The 13,024-nt window shown below is 74.0% G+C and carries 13 protein-coding genes; 8 read left to right on the forward strand and 5 right to left on the reverse strand.

Going from position 1 to position 13,024, the window contains the following annotated elements:
* The first annotated feature begins 7 nt into the window (after nucleotides 1-7).
* Both trpD and EDD26_RS11375 read left to right on the forward strand, forming a co-directional pair.
* Nucleotides 8-1,060 carry an anthranilate phosphoribosyltransferase gene (gene trpD, locus EDD26_RS11370; RefSeq protein WP_123697816.1) on the forward strand — a complete coding sequence of 351 codons (1,053 nt, stop codon included), beginning with the start codon at nucleotides 8-10 and terminating at the stop codon, nucleotides 1,058-1,060.
* A gap of 4 nt (nucleotides 1,061-1,064) precedes the next feature.
* The gene (locus tag EDD26_RS11375; RefSeq protein WP_123697817.1) at nucleotides 1,065-2,018 is read left to right on the forward strand and encodes a hypothetical protein; all 954 of its coding nucleotides are present in this window, start codon (nucleotides 1,065-1,067) and stop codon (nucleotides 2,016-2,018) included.
* A gap of 97 nt (nucleotides 2,019-2,115) precedes the next feature.
* Here the strand turns inward: EDD26_RS11375 and glpK are convergent, their stop codons facing one another.
* Both glpK and EDD26_RS11385 read right to left on the reverse strand, forming a co-directional pair.
* The gene (glpK, locus tag EDD26_RS11380) at nucleotides 2,116-3,627 is read right to left on the reverse strand and encodes a glycerol kinase GlpK (RefSeq protein ID WP_123697818.1); all 1,512 of its coding nucleotides are present in this window, start codon (nucleotides 3,625-3,627) and stop codon (nucleotides 2,116-2,118) included.
* 96 nt (nucleotides 3,628-3,723) lie between these two features.
* The gene (locus EDD26_RS11385) at nucleotides 3,724-4,503 is read right to left on the reverse strand and encodes an MIP/aquaporin family protein (RefSeq protein ID WP_123697819.1); all 780 of its coding nucleotides are present in this window, start codon (nucleotides 4,501-4,503) and stop codon (nucleotides 3,724-3,726) included.
* A 175-nt stretch (nucleotides 4,504-4,678) separates the two neighbouring features.
* Between EDD26_RS11385 and dhaK the strand changes: the two genes are divergently transcribed.
* From dhaK to dhaM, 3 genes are read left to right on the forward strand one after another with little or no spacing between them, the layout of a single operon-like run.
* Nucleotides 4,679-5,683 carry a dihydroxyacetone kinase subunit DhaK gene (gene dhaK, locus EDD26_RS11390; RefSeq protein ID WP_123697820.1) on the forward strand — a complete coding sequence of 335 codons (1,005 nt, stop codon included), beginning with the start codon at nucleotides 4,679-4,681 and terminating at the stop codon, nucleotides 5,681-5,683.
* 7 nt (nucleotides 5,684-5,690) lie between these two features.
* Nucleotides 5,691-6,314 carry a dihydroxyacetone kinase subunit DhaL gene (dhaL, locus tag EDD26_RS11395; RefSeq protein ID WP_123697821.1) on the forward strand — a complete coding sequence of 208 codons (624 nt, stop codon included), beginning with the start codon at nucleotides 5,691-5,693 and terminating at the stop codon, nucleotides 6,312-6,314.
* Nucleotides 6,311-6,997, forward strand: a complete 687-nt coding sequence (dhaM, locus tag EDD26_RS11400) for a dihydroxyacetone kinase phosphoryl donor subunit DhaM (protein ID WP_123697822.1) — start codon at nucleotides 6,311-6,313, stop codon at nucleotides 6,995-6,997. Before dhaL ends, dhaM begins: the two co-directional genes overlap by 4 nt.
* On the opposite strand, the gene EDD26_RS11405 is transcribed toward dhaM, so the two are convergent.
* Nucleotides 6,998-7,282: a GNAT family N-acetyltransferase gene (locus EDD26_RS11405; protein ID WP_123697823.1), complete on the reverse strand. Its 285-nt coding sequence runs from the start codon at nucleotides 7,280-7,282 to the stop codon at nucleotides 6,998-7,000.
* A 61-nt stretch (nucleotides 7,283-7,343) separates the two neighbouring features.
* On the opposite strand from EDD26_RS11405, the gene EDD26_RS11410 reads away from it, so the two are divergent.
* Entirely contained in the window at nucleotides 7,344-8,240 is an 897-nt protein-coding gene (locus EDD26_RS11410) for a LysR family transcriptional regulator (protein ID WP_170165624.1), read from the forward strand.
* Here the strand turns inward: EDD26_RS11410 and EDD26_RS11415 are convergent.
* Together EDD26_RS11415 and EDD26_RS11420 are read right to left on the reverse strand one after the other, a co-directional pair.
* Nucleotides 8,133-8,945, reverse strand: a complete 813-nt coding sequence (locus EDD26_RS11415; protein WP_123697825.1) for an aspartate/glutamate racemase family protein — start codon at nucleotides 8,943-8,945, stop codon at nucleotides 8,133-8,135. The two genes, EDD26_RS11410 and EDD26_RS11415, sit on opposite strands and share 108 nt — an antisense overlap.
* A gap of 68 nt (nucleotides 8,946-9,013) precedes the next feature.
* Entirely contained in the window at nucleotides 9,014-9,715 is a 702-nt protein-coding gene (locus EDD26_RS11420) for a lysoplasmalogenase family protein (protein WP_170165625.1), read from the reverse strand.
* A gap of 89 nt (nucleotides 9,716-9,804) precedes the next feature.
* Between EDD26_RS11420 and EDD26_RS11425 the strand changes: the two genes are divergently transcribed.
* Nucleotides 9,805-11,013, forward strand: coding sequence for an ATP-binding protein (locus EDD26_RS11425; RefSeq protein WP_148058740.1), 1,209 nt, complete (start codon nucleotides 9,805-9,807; stop codon nucleotides 11,011-11,013).
* A gap of 133 nt (nucleotides 11,014-11,146) precedes the next feature.
* Nucleotides 11,147-12,853, forward strand: a complete 1,707-nt coding sequence (locus tag EDD26_RS11430) for a thiamine pyrophosphate-binding protein (protein ID WP_123697828.1) — start codon at nucleotides 11,147-11,149, stop codon at nucleotides 12,851-12,853.
* Nucleotides 12,854-13,024 lie beyond the last annotated feature (171 nt).

Below are 13,024 nucleotides of genomic sequence, written 5' to 3' on the forward strand. Positions count from 1 at the left end.
TGGACCTATGGATCGCCTCTTGACCTGGCCAGTCGTGCTGGAGACGCTGCTCGAGGGGGAGGATCTCGCGATCCGACAGGCCGAGTGGGCCATGGCCGAGATCGTCTCCGGCCGTGCCACCGAGGCGCAGATGGGTGGCTTCCTCATCGCGCTGCGCAGCAAGGGCGTGGTGGCCGAGGAGCTCGTGGGCTTCCGGGACGCCGTGCTCGAGGCCGCCGTGCCGCTGCCCGGCGACACCCGCCTGGTCGACATCGTCGGCACCGGCGGCGACCGGCAGCACACCGTGAACATCTCGACGACCGCGAGCATCGTCGTGGCCGCCGCGGGCGTGCCCGTGCTCAAGCACGGCAACCGCGCCGTCTCGTCGTCCTCGGGTGCCTCCGACGTGCTCGAGGCGCTCGGTCTGGTGCCCGCCGACGAGGACCCCGCCGCCGTGCGCCGCATCCTCGAGGAGGCCGGCATCTCGTTCGCGTGGGCGACGCGCTTCCACCCCGGCTTCCGCCACGCCGGCCCGGTGCGCGCGCAGCTCGGCGTCCCGACCGTCTTCAACGTGCTCGGCCCGCTCGTCAACCCGGCGCGGCCGGAGGTGACGCTCGTCGGCGTCGCCGACAAGCGCGTCATCGAGCAGTTCGTCGGCGTCTTCGCGACCCGCGGCGCGACGGCGCTCGTCGTCCGTGGCGAGGACGGGCTCGACGAGCTCACGACGACCGGCCACTCGGAGCTCTGGGAGGTCGCGCGCGGCGACGTGGTCGAGCACGACATCGACCCGCGTGAGCTCGGCATCCCGCGGGCGCAGCTCGACGACCTCCGGGGCGGCTCCGCGGAGCACAACGCCGAGGTGCTGCGCCGCACGCTCGCGGGCGAGCAGGGCGCGGTGCGCGACATCGTGCTGCTCAACGCCGCCGCCGCGCTCGTCGCCTGGCGGCTCGACGGCGACGTGCGGCAGAAGGACCGCCCGCTCGTCGAGCGGCTGGCGGAGGAGCTGGAGGTCGCGCGCACGGCCATCGACTCCGGGGCAGCGACGCGCACGCTCGACGCGTGGCGCGCCGCCGTGCGCTGATCGCGTGAGCGCGCAGGTGGCCGAGCACCCGAGGGCGCAGCGGCAGTCGACGTGGTCGCGCGACGAGGTGTGGGGCAGCTGGCCGCTCTCGTGGGCCGACCGCGCCTCGCGCTCGCTGCTGCTCGTCGCGCTCGCGCTCGGCGGGCTGCTCGCCTGCTACGGCCTCACGCTGCTGCTGCACCGACCGCCATCGCTCACCCCGTCGGTGACGCTGCGCATCATCGGCGTGCTGCTGCTGCTGCTCGCAGCGCTCGTGGCGCCGGCGTCGCGCGGCTACCGCGTCGGCGCGCTCTACTGCCTCGTGCTGTTCGCGGGGGCGCAGACCGCGATCCTGCTCATGCAGACCACGTCGCTGCTCGGCGCGACGACCTACGGCGCGCTCGACGCCGTCGAGTTCTGCGCCGGTGCCGCGCTGATCATCGCGTGGATGCTCGTGCGGATGCGGCATCCGCTCACGATCCTCATCGTGGCGCTCGGCTACGCGACCGCGGGCGCCGCGTTCTTCGCGCGGGCGATGCCCGCGCTGCGGGCGCGGCTCGCGAGCGACCCGTGGCAGGAGGCGCAGACCGCGTACGACGAGATCGTCGTGCGCGCCGTGCTGCTCGTGCTCGTGCTCGGGCTCGTGCTGCTCGCGTGGTGGCTCGACGGCTGGATGCGCGCGCTGCTGCCGGTCGCGAACGTCGCGGAGCCGCACGGCTCCGGTCGTGCGTCGCGCACGGGGGAGGCGCAGCGGCTGCGCTCGGCGGTCATCACGATGCTCGTGGCGCTCGACCCCATCGCGATCACCGTCGCCATCTCGGCGAAGCAGCCCGTCGCGCGCGGCCGGCTCTCGGCCGACGACGACTGGTGGGCGTCGATCGTGCTCGCCGTCTCGACGGCGCGCATGACGATGGTGGTCGTGGTGATCGCGGCCGCGGTGATCTGGCTCAGCGACCCGGTGTACCGAGCGCAGCTCTGACCGCGCCGCGCCGGCCGTTCCCGCTCGTCCCGGGCAGCACGGAGGGGGCGGCCGCAGCCGCCCCCTCCGCCATGCCGTCGTACCTGGCGCTGGCGTGTCAGGCCACGTCGTCGTCGACCCAGTCGAGGGTCTTCTGCACGGCCTTCTTCCAGTTGCGGTAGGTGCGGTCGCGCGCCTCCTGCTCCATCTGCGGCTCCCAGCGGCGGTCCTCCTGCCACTGCTGGCGCAGCTCGTCGAGCGACGTCCAGAAGCCGACCGCGAGGCCGGCCGCGTAGGCGGCGCCGAGCGCCGTCGTCTCCGCGACGACCGGGCGGATGACGGGCACCCGCAGCATGTCGGCCTGGAACTGCATGAGCGTGTCGTTCGCGATCATGCCGCCGTCGACCTTGAGCTCGGTGAGGTCGACGCCGGAGTCGGCGTTCACCGCGTCGACCACCTCGGCGGTCTGGAACGCGGTCGCCTCGAGCGCGGCCCGCGCGATGTGGCCCTTGTTGACGTACCGCGTGAGGCCGACGAGCGCGCCGCGCGCATCCGGCCGCCAGTAGGGCGCGAAGAGGCCCGAGAACGCCGGCACGAAGTACGCACCGCCGTTGTCGTCGACCGACTTCGCGAGCTGCTCGACCGCCGGGGCGTCCGGGATGAGGCCCAGGTTGTCGCGCAGCCACTGGATGAGCGAGCCCGTGACGGCGATCGACCCCTCGAGCGCGTAGTGCGTGGGCTCGTCGCCGATCTTGTAGCCGACGGTGGTCAGCAGCCCGTTCTTCGAGTGGACGATCTCCTCGCCCGTGTTGAAGATGAGGAAGTTGCCGGTGCCGTAGGTGTTCTTCGCCTCGCCCTTGTCGAACGCCGCCTGGCCGAACGTCGCCGCCTGCTGGTCGCCGAGGATGCCCGTGATGGGCGTCTCGCGCAGCAGCGACTCGGAGGCCGCGACGCCGAACTCGCCGGACGACGACTTGATCTCGGGCAGCATCGAGCGCGGCACGCCGAAGTCGGCGAGGATCGCGTCGTCCCACTCGAGCGACTCGAGGTCCATGAACAGCGTGCGGGACGCGTTCGTCACGTCGGTCGCGTGCACGCCGCCGTTGACGCCGCCCGTGAGGTTCCACAGCACCCAGCAGTCGGTGGTGCCGAAGAGCAGGTCGCCCGCCTCCGCGGCCTCACGGGCCCCCTCGACGTTCTCGAGGATCCAGACGATCTTCGTGCCCGAGAAGTAGGTCGCGAGCGGCAGGCCCACCTTCTGCTTGTAGCGGTCGGTGTCGCCGTCGGCGAGCCGGTCGACGATCTTCTGCGTGCGGGTGTCCTGCCAGACGATGGCGTTGTAGACGGGCTCGCCGGTCTGCTTGTTCCACACCACCGCCGTCTCGCGCTGGTTCGTGATGCCGATCGCCTTCACGTTGTGGCGGGTGACGTTGGCCTTCGAGAGCGCCTGGCCGATGACCTCGCGGGTGTTGTTCCAGATCTCCTTCGGGTCGTGCTCGACCCAGCCCGCCTGCGGGAAGATCTGCTCGTGCTCGAGCTGGCCCGTGGAGACGATGCTCCCCGAGTGGTCGAAGAGGATGGCGCGAGTCGAGGTCGTGCCCTGGTCGATCGCGATGACGTAGTCGTTCACCGGAACTCCTTCGTTCTGTGATGGATGCCGTGCTGGTGTGGATGCGCCGCGGAGCCGCGACGACGGAGGGGCCAGGGGAGGCCCCTCCGCGATGCGTCAGGCCGCGAAGCCCGTGATGCCGGCGATGGCCGTCGGCGCGAGGAGCCCGGCGAGGATGCCGCCGATGATGGGGCCGGCCACCGGGATCCAGGCGTAGCTCCAGTCGCTCGCGCCCTTGCCCTTGATGGGCAGCAGCGCGTGGGCGATGCGCGGGCCGAGGTCGCGGGCGGGGTTGATGGCGTAGCCGGTCGGTCCGCCGAGCGAGGCGCCGATGCCGACGACGAGGAGCGCGACAGGCAGCGCGCCGAGCGAGGCGAGCCCCGCGGGCACGTCGGCCTCGACGCCGTTCTGTGCGCTGAAGCCGATCACGACGAAGACGAGCACGAAGGTGCCGATGATCTCGGTGACGAGGTTCCAGCCGTTGTTGCGGATGCCGGGGCCGGTCGAGAAGGTGCCGAGCTTCGCGCCCGGGTCCTCCTCGATGTCGAAGTGCTGCTTGTAGGCGAGCCAGCACAGCACGGCGCCGAGGAAGGCGCCGATGAACTGCGCCGCGAGGTAGACGGGCAGCATCGCCCAGTTGTAGTCGACGCCGGTCGCGAGGTCGCGCGCGAGCAGGCCGAAGGTGACGGCGGGGTTCAGGTGCGCCCCCGAGTACGCCGAGACGATCACGCCGGCGAAGACCGCGAGGCCCCAGCCGAAGTTGATCATCAGGAAGCCGCCGCCGTAGCCCTTGTTGCCCTTCAGCACGACGTTGGCCACGACGCCGCAGCCGAGCAGCACGAGCATCGCGGTGCCCACCAGCTCTGAGAGGAATACCAGTCCGAGATTGGGTTCCATGGTCCCTGCCTTCTCGTCTACGGGCCGCATCGCCCGTACCGCCCACTCGGGTGGTACGGCACACGATAGCCGGGGCCGGGCCGAAATCCGAGAGATCTTCGATCGAGGCCATCGAGATTCCAGGCGGCGGGGCGTAGCGTGAGCCCGACCGGCCAAGCTGAACGAGAGGCGCACCGTGAAGAAGCTCATCAACGACCCCACCAAGACGGTCGACGAAGGCGTCGCAGGCTTCGCCGCCGCGCATGCCGACCTCGTGCGCGTGGTCGTCGACCCGCCCTTCGTCGTCGTCCGCGCGGACGCGCCCGTGCAGGGCAAGGTCGGCCTCGTCTCCGGCGGCGGGTCGGGCCACGAGCCGCTGCACGCCGGCTTCGTCGGCTTCGGCATGCTCGACGCCGCGGTGCCCGGGGCGATGTTCACCTCGCCGACGCCCGACCCGATCCTCGAGGCGACGAAGCAGGTCGACGCCGGGGCCGGCGTGCTCCACATCGTCAAGAACTACACCGGCGACGTGCTCAACTTCGAGACCGCGGCCGACCTCGCCCTCGCGGAGGGCATCGAGGTGCAGACCGTCATCGTCGACGACGACGTCGCGGTCAAGGACTCGCTCTACACCGCCGGCCGTCGCGGCGTCGCGGGCACCCTGCTCGTCGAGAAGCTCGCGGGCGCTGCCGCCCAGCGCGGGGACTCGCTCGACCAGGTGGCGGAGGTCGCGCGCACCGTCAACCGCAAGGTGCGCACGATGGGCATGGCGCTGTCGCCCTGCACGGTGCCGCACGCGACGGAGCCGAGCTTCACGCTCGCCGACGACGAGATCGAGATCGGCATCGGCATCCACGGCGAGCCGGGCCGCGAGCGCATCGCGCTCGAGCCCGCCGACCGCATCGTCGACCGGCTCATGGAGCCGATCCTCGAGGACCTGCCGTTCGCGAAGGGCGACCGCGTCGTGCTGCTCGTCAACGGCATGGGCGGGACGCCGCAGTCGGAGCTGTACATCGTCTTCCGCCGCGCGGCGGAGGTGCTCGCCGAGCGCGGCATCGACCTCGCGCGCTCGCTCGTCGGCTCCTACGTGACGAGCCTGGAGATGCAGGGCGTGTCGATCACGCTGCTGCAGGTCGACGACGAGCTCCTCGGCCTCTACGACGCGCCCGTGCAGACCGCCGCGCTGCGGTGGGGAAGGTAGCGAGCGGATGAGCGGGCTGGACGGCCGCTGGACCAGGCGCTGGATCGAGGCCGTCGCCGCGGAGGTCGCGCGGCGCAAGCTCGAGCTCACGGCGCTCGACCGCGCGATCGGTGACGCCGACCACGGCGAGAACCTCGACCGCGGGTTCCAGGCGGTGCTCGGCAGGCTCGAGGCGCTCGACGACGACGCGACCCCCGGCGCCGTGCTGAAGCTCGTCGCGACCACGCTCATCTCGACGGTGGGCGGTGCCGCGGGGCCGCTCTACGGCACCGCGTTCCTCAAGGGCTCGATGGCGGCGGGCGACCGCGCGGAGCTCGACGCCGCGGGGCTCGTCGAGGTGCTGACGGCCGCGCGCGACGGCATCGTGGCGCGGGGCAAGGCCGAGCCGGGCGACAAGACGATGGTGGATGCGTGGACGCCGGCCGTGGACGCGGCCGCGGCCGCGGGCGACGACGTGCGGGCCGCGCTCGAGGCGGCTGCCGCAGCCGCGGCGGAGGGCGCCGCCGCGACCGAGCCGCTCGTCGCCCACAAGGGGCGCGCGTCGTACCTGGGGGAGCGCGCCATCGGCCACCGCGACCCGGGCAGCGAGTCCACCTCGCTCATGCTGCGCGCCGCGGCGGAGACCAGGTGAGCGTCGGGCTCGTCATCGTCTCGCACTCCGCCCGCATCGCCGAGGGGGTGGTCGAGCTCGCCGCGCAGATGGCGCCGACGGTGACGATCGTCGCCGCCGGCGGCACCGACGACGGCGGCATCGGCACGAGCTTCGACCGGGTGCAGGCTGCGCTCGGCGAGGCGGACTCCGGCGACGGGGTCGTCGTGCTGTGCGACCTGGGGTCGGCCGTGCTGACGACGGAGACGGCGATCGACTTCGCCGCGGAGCCGGAGCGCATCCGCATCGCCGACGCGCCGATCGTCGAGGGCGCCGTCGCCGCGGCGGTCGCCGCCGAGGCGGGCGGCTCGATGGACGAGGTCGTCGCGGCCGCGGAGCCGGTCGCGCCCGAGCCCGAGCGGCGCGCGGATGCGGATGCCGGCCCTGGCGACGACGCCGCGTCGACGGCGGAGCCGGCCCGCCTCGAGATCGTGCTCGAGAACGAGCACGGGCTGCACGCGCGACCCGCGTCCGAGCTGGTGCGCACGGTGAGCGGCTTCGACGCCGCGGTGGCGGTCAACGGCGTCGACGCGAAGAGCATGCTGCGCGTGCTCGCGCTCGGCCTGGATCGCGGCTCGACGGTCGTCTTCGAGGCGACCGGTCCGCAGGCGGCCGACGCGATCGACGCGGTCGGCGCGCTCGTGCGCGAGCGGTTCGGGGAGTAGCTAGCGCGCGACGTGCGCGGCGAACTCGTCCGCCGTCACCCGTGCGGCGACGAACGAGCACTGCGGGATGATCCGCCGGCCCTCGGCGATCGTCGCGCGCAGCGCCTCGTCGACGAGCGTCGAGCCGATGCCGCGGCCGCCGAACGCCGGGTCGACCTCGGTGTGGGGGAAGCCTCGCACGCCCTCGCCGTCGCGGTAGTCGGCGAAGCCGGCGAGCGCGCCATCGACGCGCGCCTCGAAGCGCTGGGCCTTCGGGTTGTCGACGATCTCGATCTGCTCGCTCATGGCTCCACGCTACGCCTCGAGCCTGGACGCCGCCCGCCGGGGATGCGGCATGCTTGGGGCCATGCAGCTGGACCCGCGTCGCATCCTGATCTTCCGCACCGTCGCGCGCGAGGGATCGGTCTCCGGCGGCGCCCGGGCCCTCGGCTGGACGCAGCCCGCGGTGAGCCAGCACATCCGCCTGCTCGAGGAGGAGGTCGGTCAGGCGCTGCTGCTGCGATCGTCGACGGGCGTGACGCTCACCGAGGCGGGTGCGCGGCTGCTGCGGCACGCCGACGGCATCGCCGGGCTGCTCGGATCGGCCGAGGCGGAGCTGCGCTCGCTCGCCGAGGGCGCCGGCACGGTCACGATCGCGGCGTTCCCCTCGGCGCTCGCCGACTTCGTGCCCCGCGCGATCGCGGCGGCCAGGCTCGCGGTGCCGGGGCTCACCGCGCGCGTCATCGAGCTCGAGCCGCCGGAGGCGATCGAGGCGGTGCTCGCGGGCGACGCCGACGTCGCGGTGGCGTTCGAGTACGACGAGCTGCACGACGACGTGCAGCTCGCCCGCATCGAGCTGGGGGAGGACCCGTCGTGCATCGTGCTGCCGCTCGACCACGAGCTGGCCGACGGGTCGCCGATCGAGCTCTCGGCGCTCGCCGGCGCGGACTGGGTGGGCGGGTGCGAGCGCTGCCGCAGGCACCTCCAGTCGCTCGCGGCCGACGCCGGCTTCGCCCCGACGATCCAGTTCGAGACCGACGACTTCGTCGCCGCCCAGTCGTTCGTCGCCGCGACCGGCTCGGTGACGCTGCTGCCCACGATGGCGCTGCGCGTGCTCACGCGCGACGACGTCGTGGTCGCGCCGCTCGCGGACGGCTCAGGCCGGACGGTCTCGCTCCGCCACCGGCACGGCGCCGAGCGGGTGCCCGCCATCAGCACCGTCCTCGGCGCGATGCAGCAGCTGTGGGGCGAGCGCACCCGCTGACCGCTGGCCGAGCGCGATCCGCGCGAGCGCGTCGGCATGCGCCGCGCACGAGTCGATGAGCGGCACGGCGGCGTCCTCGGCGTCGACGAGCAGCATGATCTCGGTGCACGCGAGCACGATCGCGTCGGCGCCCGCGGCCGCGAGCGCGGCGAAGGCGTCGCGGAAGGCGGCGCGCGACGCATCCGTCACGACGCCCTGCGTGAGCTCGTCGAAGATGATCCGGTCGAGCTCGGGCTGGACGTCGGCCGGCGGCACGACGACGCCGATCCCGTGCTCGGCGAGCCGGTCGGCGTAGAACCGCTCCGACATCACCCACCGGGTACCGACGATGCCGAGCGTGCGGGCGCCGAGCGCGCCGGCCGCATGCGCGACGGCATCGGCGATGTGCACGAGCGGGACGCCCACGGCGGCGGCGACGTCGTCGGCGACCCGGTGCATGAGGTTCGTGGCGATCGCGACCGAACCGGCCCCCGCCAGCTCGAGCGCGGCGGCCTCGCGGGCGAGCATCGCGCCGGCGGCGGCCCAGTCGCCGCGCACCTGGCAGTCGCGGACCTCGGCGAAGTCGACGCTCGCGAGCAGGATGCGCGCCGACGCGTGACCGCCGCGCGCTGCGGCGACCTGCTCGTTGATCGTGCGGTAGTACGCGGCGGTCGAGTGCCAGCTCATGCCGCCGAGGATGCCGAGGGTGCGGTCGCGCGAGTCCATGCGACGATCACACCAGCCGTGACGCCAGTAGTCCAGCCTGTGTTGGCTGTCGCTCATGCAGGCAGCGCTTATGTCTCGTCCTCGTCCGCGGCGGCGCCGAGCGCGAGGCGCTGCTGCAGGCTGACCGCCAGCAGCGCCTGCGCGCCCGCGTAGGTCGAGAGCACGACGATCGACCGCAGCGGATCGGGGATCTCGAGCACGAAGAGGCCGAGGCCGAGCACGAGGTCGCTCACCATGAAGAGCAGCCCGCCGAGGAGCCCCGGCACGTCGATCGCGGCGAACGCCGCGACCGCGGCGATCACGAGCGCGTACAGGACGACGGGCAGGGCGAGCGGGCCCGCGCCGATCGCGATGATGGCCCCGGCGATGAGGCCGACGATCGCGTAGGCGATGCCGGCCGGCCCCCACGCGAGCGAGCGGCGGCGCGTGGGCCACAGGGCGACGAGGTACGCGACGTGGCCGAGCAGGAACATCCCCAGCAGCACGATCGTGAGGTCGGTGGTGGCGCCGAGCCCGTCGCCGAGCCCGCAGAGCACCGCCGCGGCCACGTGCCAGCGGCCGACCGCGTGCCGGAGCGCGCCGACCGCGATGAGCGCGAGCCAGATCGGCGGCAGCATCGCCCACATGAGCACGAGCCGCAGCTGCTCGAGCAGCCCGGCGTCGCCGAGGCCGAGCGCGAGCAGCGTGGCTGCGGCGAGGTTGACGGCGAGCAGCGCGCCCGCGATCCAGAAGCCCAGCCGCAGCGGCCTGGGCAGCGGCGTGGCGGACATGGGGCTCATCGTTCCACGAAGCGTCGGCCGCGGCGGGCGCGCCGGGCCGTGTCGCCGCGACGTCGGCGGTCGGTGCCAGAGTGGGCGACGTGCACGACAACCCCTTCCGGCCCGGCTTCGGCATCTCGCCGCCGATGCTCGCGGGGCGCGACGCGCTGCTCGACGAGTGGCGCGAGGTGCTCGGGCTCGGCGCCTGGTCGCCGTACCGCGCCGCGCTCGTCACCGGCATGCGCGGCGTCGGCAAGACCGTGCTGCTCAACGCGCTCGAGGACGAGGCGCGCGCCCGCGACTGGACCGTCGTGCACGGCACGCTGCACGTCGGCCTCATCGAGGTGCTCGAGCACGACCGGCTGCCGGCGCTGCTCGAGGAGCAGGACCCCGAGGCGTTCTCGCGCGAGTGGACCGGCCTCACCCTGCCGCAGATCGGCGGCGCCACCACGCAGGTCGTGCAGCACTACCCGCGCGAGCCGCGGCTCGAGAGCATGCTCGAGCGGCTCGTCGAGCTCGCCGAGGCGCGCGGCGCGGGGCTGCTGGTCTCGCTCGACGAGGTGGCCGCGTCGTCGCTCGACGAGCTGCGCCGGATCGCCATCGCGGTGCAGCACCTGCAGCGCGAGGACCGCCGGATCGCGATCGTCGCCGCCGGTGTGCCGGCCTCGATCGCCGCGGCGCTCGACGCCGACGGCCTCACCTTCTTCCGCCGGGCGCAGCAGGTGCGCCTCGACACCCTCACGCTCGCCGAGGCCCGGGCCGCGATCGAGGTGCCGGTGCGCGAACGCGGCCGCACGATCGGCGAGGCGGCCCTCGACATGGCGGCGCGCGCGAGCGAGGGCTACCCGTTCCTCGTCCAGTCGATCGGTGCGCGCGCATGGGAGTACCAGCCGAGCGTCACCGAGATCGTGACGGACGCCGTGCAGCACGCGGTGCACGTCGCGCACGCCGCGATGGGCGAGAGCGTGATCGTGCCGGCGCTGCGCGGCCTCTCGGGCCGCGACCGCGACTACCTCATCGCGATGGCGGAGGACGACGGACCGGCGTCCACGATCGATGTCGCCGAGCGGATGGGCGCGACGTCCGGCAACGCCGGGCGCCAGCGGGCGCGCCTGCTCGACGCCGGCGTCATCGTGGCGCCGGAGCGCGGGCGCGTCGACTTCGCCATCCCGCGCATGCGCGAGCACCTGCGCGCGCATCCGCACGACGCACAGCTGGGACTGCCGACCGCGGCGCGCGAGACGTTCCGCGACGGCGCCGGTGCGACCGAGCAGCCCGGCCGCGAGCTCGACGGACCGGCCGTCGGCTAGCATCGCCTCGTCAGGCGCCATGCGCGCCGGGTCTCGAGAAATGGGACCACGCGGCAGCGCGCGACACACATGGACCCGATCGACGAGGTTCCGTGCAGTGCCGCCGGGCCTCCCGTCTCCTCTGGAGCACCCCATGCCTGACGCCCCCGTCTCCGTCTCCGCCGCGATCGCGGCGGAGCTCGAGCTGCACGCCGCCGATGTCTTCGCCCTCATGGGCAACGGCAACGCGTGGTTCCTCGACGCCGTCGTGCGCCGAGGGGCCATGACGCTCACCGCGGTGCGGCACGAGGCCGCGACGATCGCTGCGGCCGACGCGTATCACCGCGCGAGCGGCAGGCTCGCGGTCGCCTCGGTCACCTACGGCCCCGGCTACACGAACGCCATCACGCCGCTCGCCGAGGCGGCGCTCGCCCGCATCCCGCTCGTCGTGGTGGTCGGGGACCGGCCGACCGGCGGCGCGCGGCCGTTCGACGTCGACCAGGCCGGCATCGCGACAGCGGTCGGCGCGCCCACGATCGTCGTGAGACGCGGCGACGCGCGGGCGGCCGCCCGGCGGGCCGTCGAGACGGCGCTCGCCGAGCGGCGCCCCGTCGTGCTGGCGATCCCGTACGACCTGAGCCACGCCGACATCGAGGGCGACGGCGAGGCGGCGACGGAGCACGCGTCGGTGACGCCGTTCGTCGCGCTCGACGGCGAGCAGCTCGCCGGCGTCGCCGAGCGGCTCGTCGGCGCGCGGCGCCCGCTGCTGCTCGCCGGCCGCGGCGCCCACCTCGCCGGCGCCGAGGACGCGCTGCGCGAGCTCGCCGCGCGGCTGGGCGCCCGCACGGCATCGAGCGCGCTCGGCAGCGGCATCTTCGCTGACGCATCCCGCCACCTCGGCATCTGCGGCGGCTTCGCCTCGGAGCGTGCCGCCGAGGCGATCGAGCACGCCGACGCGGTGCTCGTCGTCGGCGCGAGCCTCAACGCCTTCCAGACGCGCTTCGGCGACGCCTTCGCCCCCGGCGCCCACGTGATGCAGGTCGACGTCCTCGACGCGCCGTCGAACCCCCGCGTCGACGAGCTCGTGCGCGGCGACGCCCGCCTCGTGGCGCAGGCGCTGGTCGCGCTCATCGGCGCGGGGGAGACCGGCGACGAGCGCGGAGCCGATGCCGCTGCCGCGGGCGACGCCGGCTGGAGCGAGGCGGGCTTCGCCGAGGTCGCCGGCATCGGCGCCGAGCGCGAGGCCGGCGACGAGCTCGCCGCCGACGGCCGCCTCGACCCGCGCAGTCTGTTCCACGCGCTCGAGCGGGTGCTGCCCGAGGACCGCGTGATCGTGCAGGACGGCGGCCACTTCATCGGCTGGGCGCCGACGCACCTCTCGGTCGCCGACCCCGAGCGGCTGCTCATGGTCGGCACCGCGTTCCAGACGATCGGGCTGGGGCTGCCGAGCGCCGTCGGTGCGGGTGCCGCGCGGCCGGAGTCGACCATCGTGCTCGTGACCGGCGACGGCGGCGCCCTCATGGGGCTCGCCGACCTCGACTCGGTCGTGCGCACGGTGCGGCGCGGCATCGTGGTCGTCTGCAACGACGCCGCCTACGGCGCCGAGGTGCACCAGTACGCCGTGCGCGGCGTCGCCGAGGAGCCGATGCTCATCGAGCAGGTCGACTTCGCCGCGCTCGGCCGCGCGCTCGGCGCGGAGGCGGCGGTCATCGAGCGGCTCGAGGACCTCGCGCAGCTCGAGGCGTGGCTCGCGACCGGCGCCGAGGGCGTCTTCGTCGCCGACTGCAGGATCAGCCAGCAGGTCGTCGCCCCCTACATCATCGAGGTGCGCGAGGCGGCGATGCGGGCAGCCACCCGCTGACGCCGGCGCGCAGCGCGCGGTGCCCGCGCCGCCCTCGCCGGTGGCGCTGGCGCGGTCCGCCCGCCGAGTGTCGGGTTCGTGCGCGAGCGTCGCGACACTGCCGCAACGAGCCGACACTCGTCGGCGGTGCCCGGGCGGTCCGCCGGCCGAGTGTCGGGGGCGTGCGCGAGT

The sequence above is a fragment of the Agrococcus jenensis genome (assembly GCF_003752465.1).
In the GTDB taxonomy this organism is placed as follows: Bacteria; Actinomycetota; Actinomycetes; order Actinomycetales; family Microbacteriaceae; genus Agrococcus; species Agrococcus jenensis.

Excerpts from the sequence above, each read along its gene's own strand:
- trpD (WP_123697816.1), top strand. The coding sequence starts at position 8 with ATGGATCGCCTCTTGACCTGGCCAGTCGTGCTGGAGACGCTGCTCGAG.
- EDD26_RS11385 (WP_123697819.1), bottom strand. The coding sequence starts at position 4,503 with ATGGAACCCAATCTCGGACTGGTATTCCTCTCAGAGCTGGTGGGCACC.
- dhaL (WP_123697821.1), top strand. The coding sequence starts at position 5,691 with ATGAGCGGGCTGGACGGCCGCTGGACCAGGCGCTGGATCGAGGCCGTC.
- EDD26_RS11405 (WP_123697823.1), bottom strand. The coding sequence starts at position 7,282 with ATGAGCGAGCAGATCGAGATCGTCGACAACCCGAAGGCCCAGCGCTTC.
- EDD26_RS11410 (WP_170165624.1), top strand. The coding sequence starts at position 7,344 with ATGCAGCTGGACCCGCGTCGCATCCTGATCTTCCGCACCGTCGCGCGC.
- EDD26_RS11415 (WP_123697825.1), bottom strand. The coding sequence starts at position 8,945 with ATGGACTCGCGCGACCGCACCCTCGGCATCCTCGGCGGCATGAGCTGG.
- EDD26_RS11420 (WP_170165625.1), bottom strand. The coding sequence starts at position 9,715 with ATGTCCGCCACGCCGCTGCCCAGGCCGCTGCGGCTGGGCTTCTGGATC.
- EDD26_RS11430 (WP_123697828.1), top strand. The coding sequence starts at position 11,147 with ATGCCTGACGCCCCCGTCTCCGTCTCCGCCGCGATCGCGGCGGAGCTC.